Annotated in this window: 6 protein-coding genes; 3 read left to right on the forward strand and 3 right to left on the reverse strand. The window is 70.0% G+C overall.

Translation table 11 applies throughout. The features are described from left to right. Window positions 1–199: 199 nt before the first annotated feature. Window positions 200–760: a hypothetical protein gene (locus AC08OP_RS19130; protein ID WP_476615443.1), complete on the forward strand. Its 561-nt coding sequence runs from the start codon at window positions 200–202 to the stop codon at window positions 758–760. Window positions 761–786: 26 nt separating this feature from the next. Here the strand turns inward: AC08OP_RS19130 and AC08OP_RS19135 are convergent, their stop codons facing one another. After that, a complete protein-coding gene (locus tag AC08OP_RS19135) occupies window positions 787–1,488 on the reverse strand; it encodes an adenylate kinase family protein (protein WP_476615447.1) in 702 nt (233 codons plus the stop codon). A 274-nt stretch (window positions 1,489–1,762) separates the two neighbouring features. On the opposite strand from AC08OP_RS19135, the gene AC08OP_RS19140 reads away from it, so the two are divergent. Continuing rightward, window positions 1,763–3,211: a hypothetical protein gene (locus AC08OP_RS19140; protein WP_476615444.1), complete on the forward strand. Its 1,449-nt coding sequence runs from the start codon at window positions 1,763–1,765 to the stop codon at window positions 3,209–3,211. Between the two features lie 35 nt (window positions 3,212–3,246). Here the strand turns inward: AC08OP_RS19140 and AC08OP_RS19145 are convergent, their stop codons facing one another. Both AC08OP_RS19145 and AC08OP_RS19150 read right to left on the reverse strand, forming a co-directional pair. After that, the gene (locus AC08OP_RS19145) at window positions 3,247–4,197 is read right to left on the reverse strand and encodes an HAD-IIA family hydrolase (protein WP_476615445.1); all 951 of its coding nucleotides are present in this window, start codon (window positions 4,195–4,197) and stop codon (window positions 3,247–3,249) included. A gap of 141 nt (window positions 4,198–4,338) precedes the next feature. Further along, entirely contained in the window at window positions 4,339–4,614 is a 276-nt protein-coding gene (locus AC08OP_RS19150; protein WP_476611870.1) for a hypothetical protein, read from the reverse strand. A gap of 662 nt (window positions 4,615–5,276) precedes the next feature. Between AC08OP_RS19150 and AC08OP_RS19155 the strand changes: the two genes are divergently transcribed. Next, window positions 5,277–5,840 (forward strand): hypothetical protein, encoded by a 564-nt coding sequence (locus AC08OP_RS19155; protein WP_476615446.1) that lies wholly within the window; start codon window positions 5,277–5,279, stop codon window positions 5,838–5,840. Window positions 5,841–6,051: the final 211 nt, after the last annotated feature.

Raw genomic sequence — 6,051 nt, forward strand, 5'->3', positions numbered from 1 at the left:
CCCCCACGCAGGCCCACCCCCACACAGGCAATGACGCTGAGCCGACACCGCCACGCGGCGTGCACCGTCCGCGACTAAGGTCGACAGCATGGATCCGAAAGATCCGGGAATCAGACACCTGGACAGATCCACAGTGATGATCTACCGTCCGCCCGCGGGACCCCTGTCCCGCCGGTCGGACCGAGCAGGAGGACCAGCCGTGCGGGAGAACCTCACCCTTGACGAACCACGCCGAGGGATCCGGTCCGGCCGGACCATGACGCTGCTTCCGGGGCTGGTCCTCGCGGGAATGGTCGCGCTGACCGCCGGCTGCGGGGGGTCCGACGACATCGGTGTGCCGCCCTCCGTCAGCACACCGACCCTGCCGACGTCGATCCCCACCGCGCTGCCGAGCGGGCTGCCCACCTCGCTGCCCACCTCGCTGCCGGGGGTGGGAAGGATCGACGCCGTCAGCGGCGCGGATGCCCTGCGTGGCACGAATGTCCCCCCCGATTTCCCGGTGCCGCCCGGGGCCACCGTGAAGGTCGGCACGACCACCGGGAAGACGTCGACGGTGACGCTGGGCGGGGTGTCCAGCGACGGGGTGGCCACCTTCTACCGGCAGACCCTGCCTGGCGCCGGCTATAAGATCACAACGGATGTGGGGATTCCGGGAGTCGCCAGAGCCATCCAGTTCAACGGGCACGGCGTCAACGGGAGTATCGGGGCCGCGGGGGTCGGTAACACCGACGGCGTCGCCGTGGTATTCACCAAGCAGTAGCCCCCCCCGGGGGATCGCGGCCGGGCTCACCCGGACACGACCGGCCGCTGCGGAAGACCGAGCTGCGAGCGATCGAGCTGCGAGCGATCGAGCTGCGGAAGATCGAAATGCCGGCGGATCTCCGCCTGCACCTCGCGCGGCGGGTGCCTGGCGTCCACGACGGCCACGAACTCCTTGCGCTGGAAGATCTCCATGACCGGTCGAGTCTTCTCGTGGTACTCCCGCAGGCGGACGGCCAGCGCCTGCGGGTTGTCGTCGGCCCGGGTCAGCAGCGGCGCTCCGCACACATCGCAGGTGTCCGGCACCTGCGGCCTACTGGCGATCAGGTTGTAGTCCAGGCCGCACCGCGAGCAGAACCGGCGGGCGAGCACCCGCCGGTAGACCTCGTCGTCGGGGAGATCGAGGTAGATGACCCCGTCGATGTCGTAGCTCTCCAGGAAGAACTCGGCCTGCCGTGCGTTACGCGGGAACCCGTCGATGATGAACCCATAGTTCCAGTCGTGCTCGGCCAGCCGGGAGCGCACCACTGACTCGACGAGATCGTCCCCGACCAGGTGACCGGCCGCCACGATGCGTTTGACCTGGGCACCGAGTTTGGTGTGATTCTGCACGTTCCAGCGGAAGACGTCGCCGACGCTGATGTGGACCAGGTCGAAGTCCCGGGCCATCATCGTCGCCTGGGTTCCCTTGCCGCTGCCCTGCACGCCCATGATGACGAACTTGCGCACGCCGACTCCCGCTCGTTCCTCCGCCCCCAGCTGTCCCACCGGCCTCTCCGTCGCGACGTTATCCGCCATGGAGATCACTAGGGGTTTCCGCGGCCCAGCGGTGGCGGGTACGTCATGACACCCGCACGGCCGACCGGCGGGCTGTCCGCAGCCCAACCCGGACCGGTGCACGGCGACAATGCCGTAAAGAGCAGGATGTCAGGATGTGTGGGGATCGGGGGAGCGCGGAACGGGCCGCGGCGGCGGCGATCCCGGATTCTAGGAGGGAACGCGGGTGTCAAGGGGACTGCGTCAGACGCTCGGCGCCAGCTTGGCCGCCACCGTGCTGGCGGTGGGGCTCGCGGCGTGCGGTTCCGGGGACAAGGCACCGGCTCCACCCGCGGAGATCGTCCTCAACCGGGGGCAGGACTCGTCGGTCCCCTTCCGCACCGAGGCCGACGGCGAGGTGCTCCTGGACGTCACCACCACCGCCCCAGGGGTCTCCTGGGGCTCCCCGGGCGGCGAGTCCGCGGTGTTGTCGCTCTACGTCGACACCGCCTACGCCACCGACCTCGTGATCCCCACCTCCTTCCCGATCAAGCGCAGCCTCGCGCTGGGTCACCTGGCCGCCGGCAAGCACACCCTGCGGACGCTGTTCGCCGCGGACCGGTCGCCCCGCAACGCCGCCACGGCGCGCCTGACCGATCTGACCTTCCGCACCGTCACGCCGCAGGACAACGGCTACCAGGCCCTGGCCCACGCTCCAGTGATCTACGGCCGGACGGCGCCGGCCGCCACCGCGAATCCGATGGCCGGCGGGCCGTTCCAGAACGCCGTCACCGACACCCCACTGCTCGCCTTCCACTCCGAAGCGCCAACCGCGATCGCCGGTCATCGCCTGCTGACCTACTCGATGGTGTGGAGCAACAAGGACGAAGGCACCCCGACCCCGGCCCTGATGGCGTTCTGGGGGCGGACCACCGACATCGAGTGGACCTACCAGGTCGAGATCGACGCCACCGGCAACGCCATCCCCGGCAGCGCCGTGATCCAGGGTCCGGAGCACACGTCTCAGCCGTTCACCGGCCGGTACGAGGGCACGCACCCGCTGCTCGGGACCTGCACGCGCAGCAACAGCATGTGCCAGAACACCGACGGCCCGATGCGGTTCGCCCTGGCGGCCGCGGACACCCTCGACCCGAACGCCGAGGCCCCTGAACGGGAGATGGACCGCAACCCGTGGACCTACTGGGTGATGTCCCAGGAGGTCGCCCGGGAGGGCAAGGTCGCCGACGCCCCGGTCCCGAACTCGCGCACCCGGATCAGCGACCCGCGTAACTACCTGTACCTGATCGTCCGGAAGAACACGGTCGGCACACCGAACACCGCCGACGCCTGGGTCGGGCTGTCGGTCGGGGTGCGGCTCGCCGGCAACCCCGAGACCTACCGGTCGAACAAGACCTACCCTGCCTGGTCCATCGAACGGGACGCGCCGGCCGCCACGGCCGTCGAACTCCCGCCCGGGACCGTCGCGGAGGACATCGCGTCCATCCAGGCGACCCGGGTCGTCGGTGCGGGTGCCGACACCGGTGCGCGCATCCAGGTCGACTCGATCGAGCGGGCGTTCCTGCTGGGTCCGGACGGCCTGCCCCAGCAGTCGTTCCTGTTCACGCCGACGAAGGTGACCCTGACCGCCGCCGCGCCGACCGCGACCCTGTTCCGCCGTTCGCAGGGCGGCTCCTGATTCCGTCCGGGGTTCCCTGATTCCGTGGTGGACCCTCACCCACGTGTGGTGGACCCCGGGGTGTGCATCGCTCCCAGGGTCCGACCGTGCGCCCCGGCCCGCTCGGGGGCTCCGGTGCGATCGGGGGCTCCGGTGCGCTCGGGAGTCTCGGGGGTCTCGGCTGGCGCCGGGCGCACGGCGGCCGTCGGCATGCTGTCGAGCGTCCGCACGTCCCGACCGACGGGCAGCTGGGCGATGCTGCCGACGATGGCGGTCGGCCGGTAGGGAAACCGGTCGACGTCGGTGATGGACGTGATGCCCGACAGCACCAGCACGGTGTCCATTCCGGCCTCCAGGCCGGCGACGACGTCGGTGTCCATCCGGTCGCCGATCACCACGGTGGTCTCGCTGTGCGCGGACAGGGTGTTCAGCGCACTGCGCATCATCAACGGGTTCGGCTTGCCGACAAAGTACGGTGTGACGCCGGTCGCCCGGGTGATCATCGCCGCGACCGCCCCGGTGGCGGGCAGGAGACCCTCCACCGAGGGACCGGTGGGATCGGGATTCGTCGCGATGAAGCGTGCGCCGTCGCGCACCAGCCGTACCGCTTTGGTGATTGCCTCAAAGCTGTAGGTCCGAGTCTCCCCGAGGACGACGTAATCGGGTGACCGGTCGCTGAGGACGTAGCCGATGTCGTGCAGCGCCGTGGTCAGGCCCGCTTCGCCGACGACGTACGCCGATCCCTGGGGGCGTTGGATATGTAGGAAGAGCGCGGTGGCGAGGGCCGAGGTCCAGATCCGCTCCGGCGGGATTGTGAGTCCAGCGCCAGCCAGTCGGGCGGACAGGTCGCGGGCCGTGTAGATCGAGTTGTTGGTCAGCACGAGAAAACCCAGGCCTGCCGCGCTGATCCCGGCCAGAAAGGCATCCGCGCCCGGAATGGGATGTTCCTCATGGACCAGAACACCGTCCATGTCGATGAGATAGTTCTCGATCAGATGCTCCGCCATGACCCCCGATTCTCCCCGCCGGCGCTCGATGCCGTCTGCCGGGTGGTCCCCACTCGGCACCATGATGGGGACCACCCGGCCCGGACGATCCGGCGGGTTCGGTCACCTCGCCTCACCTCGCCGGGTTCGGGTGATCCCGTCTCACAGCACCGCGATGGCGGCGATCTCCGGTTCGGTGGGCGACATCAGATACAGGGATGGGACGATGAGCCAGTCGGCGAATCCCCCGTCGCAGGCGTAGGCCTGCGCATGGCCGGGCGACCGGAACGGGCCGATGACTCCCTGCACCTGCCGGGTCCCCTGCTCCAGGACGATGATCGCCCAGCTGCCCGTCCGGTCCGGTGCGGGTGTCCCCCACTCCGACTCCGACAAGTCCATCACATAGTCCATCTGTGCCCCTTCGCGAACGTCCCTCACCGGTATCCACCGAGCCGCGGGGTGGTAAAGCACCCGGGATATCTTGACGCTTTCACGCAGCTTTGCGCATCGAAACGCCGGATGTCGACCTGGGTCGGTCCGGGATCCTCCGCCGGCAACGGCCGGGTGCGGCCCGTTCGTACATCCGTGAGTACATCGCCGAGCCGGCCGGGAGCGGAACGCAGATGTGTGTGACGAAAATCGAAGTTCCCGCGTGGGGATCCCCTTGGGAGGGAGGAGAAGACGGTGCGTTTTCCCGCGCCGACACTCGGGTGATGTCGCGGGCCGGTACTTTGCCCGCTGCCCGCGCTCGCGGTCGTGCAGCCGCATCTACCGCCGCGCATACCGCCGGTCCGGCGTATTGCTATGGCGGTGGCCGGGACAGCCGCCCCGGAGCCGCAGAGCCCCGGAGCCCATTTGGCGGTGCCCGTCTGGCGCTGCCCGTCTGGTGGTGCCCCTCGCGGTGTGCCCCTTTGGTGGTGCCCCCCGCGGGGCCTCTTCGGTGCCCCCGCGGCGCCTCGGTGCCGCGGCGGGAGGTTGAACCGGGTACGTGGGACGCCGGGCGTCGCGTCACCGGCGCGGTCGGGAGTCGCTCCCGACGCAACGTCAGGATTGAGCTGTGCGTCTGCTTTGTCGCTGACTTCTTGCTATTTGGGGGACCCGTGAGCCGGCGCCGGAGCGACTACCGCACCTGGGAGGAACTGACCAGGGAGGAACGTCGACGCGGGCTGGCAGTTCTTTCCGTGGTCGGGGTCGTGGCGGTGGTCGTGGTGTTCCTCGTCGTCGGGTCCGGTGGCGGGGCCGCTGGCGGGGCCGGTGCGGCGGCACCGCCAACCACCGACGTCAAGGCCCGGCTCACGTCCTGGTACGCCACCACCGCCCAGGTCCGTTCGGAGGTCGTGCGGGCGGTCAACGCGGTACGGGCCGACATCCAGGCGGCGGACGGCATGTCGCTGAAACCGGCCTGCGCCGACCTGGGGCGGGCCGTCGACCGCATCGGACCGCTGGGCCTCCCGCCCGTCGAGAGCGTGAGCAGGAGCTGGACCGAAGGCGCCGGTGCCTACGCCCAGGCGGTCACGGCGTGCGGGAACCTGTTCGACGGCACACCCGTCCCCCCGCCGGTGCTGCTGCAGCGCACGACCGACGCCCTCAACGCCGGCGACGGGCACTGGACCATGCTCGTCGCCCAGATCGGGGCCCCGGCGCAGATCGTTCCCACCGGCTGAGCGCACCCGGCCGGCCGCTCGCCGGACGACTCGCCCCGCACGTCCTGTCAAACTCGGCTACGTGGACTTCTTCCCGGGCTTTGAGCGCGATGCCCGACCCGCGTGACCTCGACGACGCCCTGCGGTCGGTCCGACCGGCGAGCGAGGACGACGTCGACGTGATGCGCGACATCGAGCGGGCCGCCGGAGTGCTGTTCGCCGGGATTGGGAT

Source organism: Frankia sp. CeRuru1 (genome assembly GCF_977966315.1).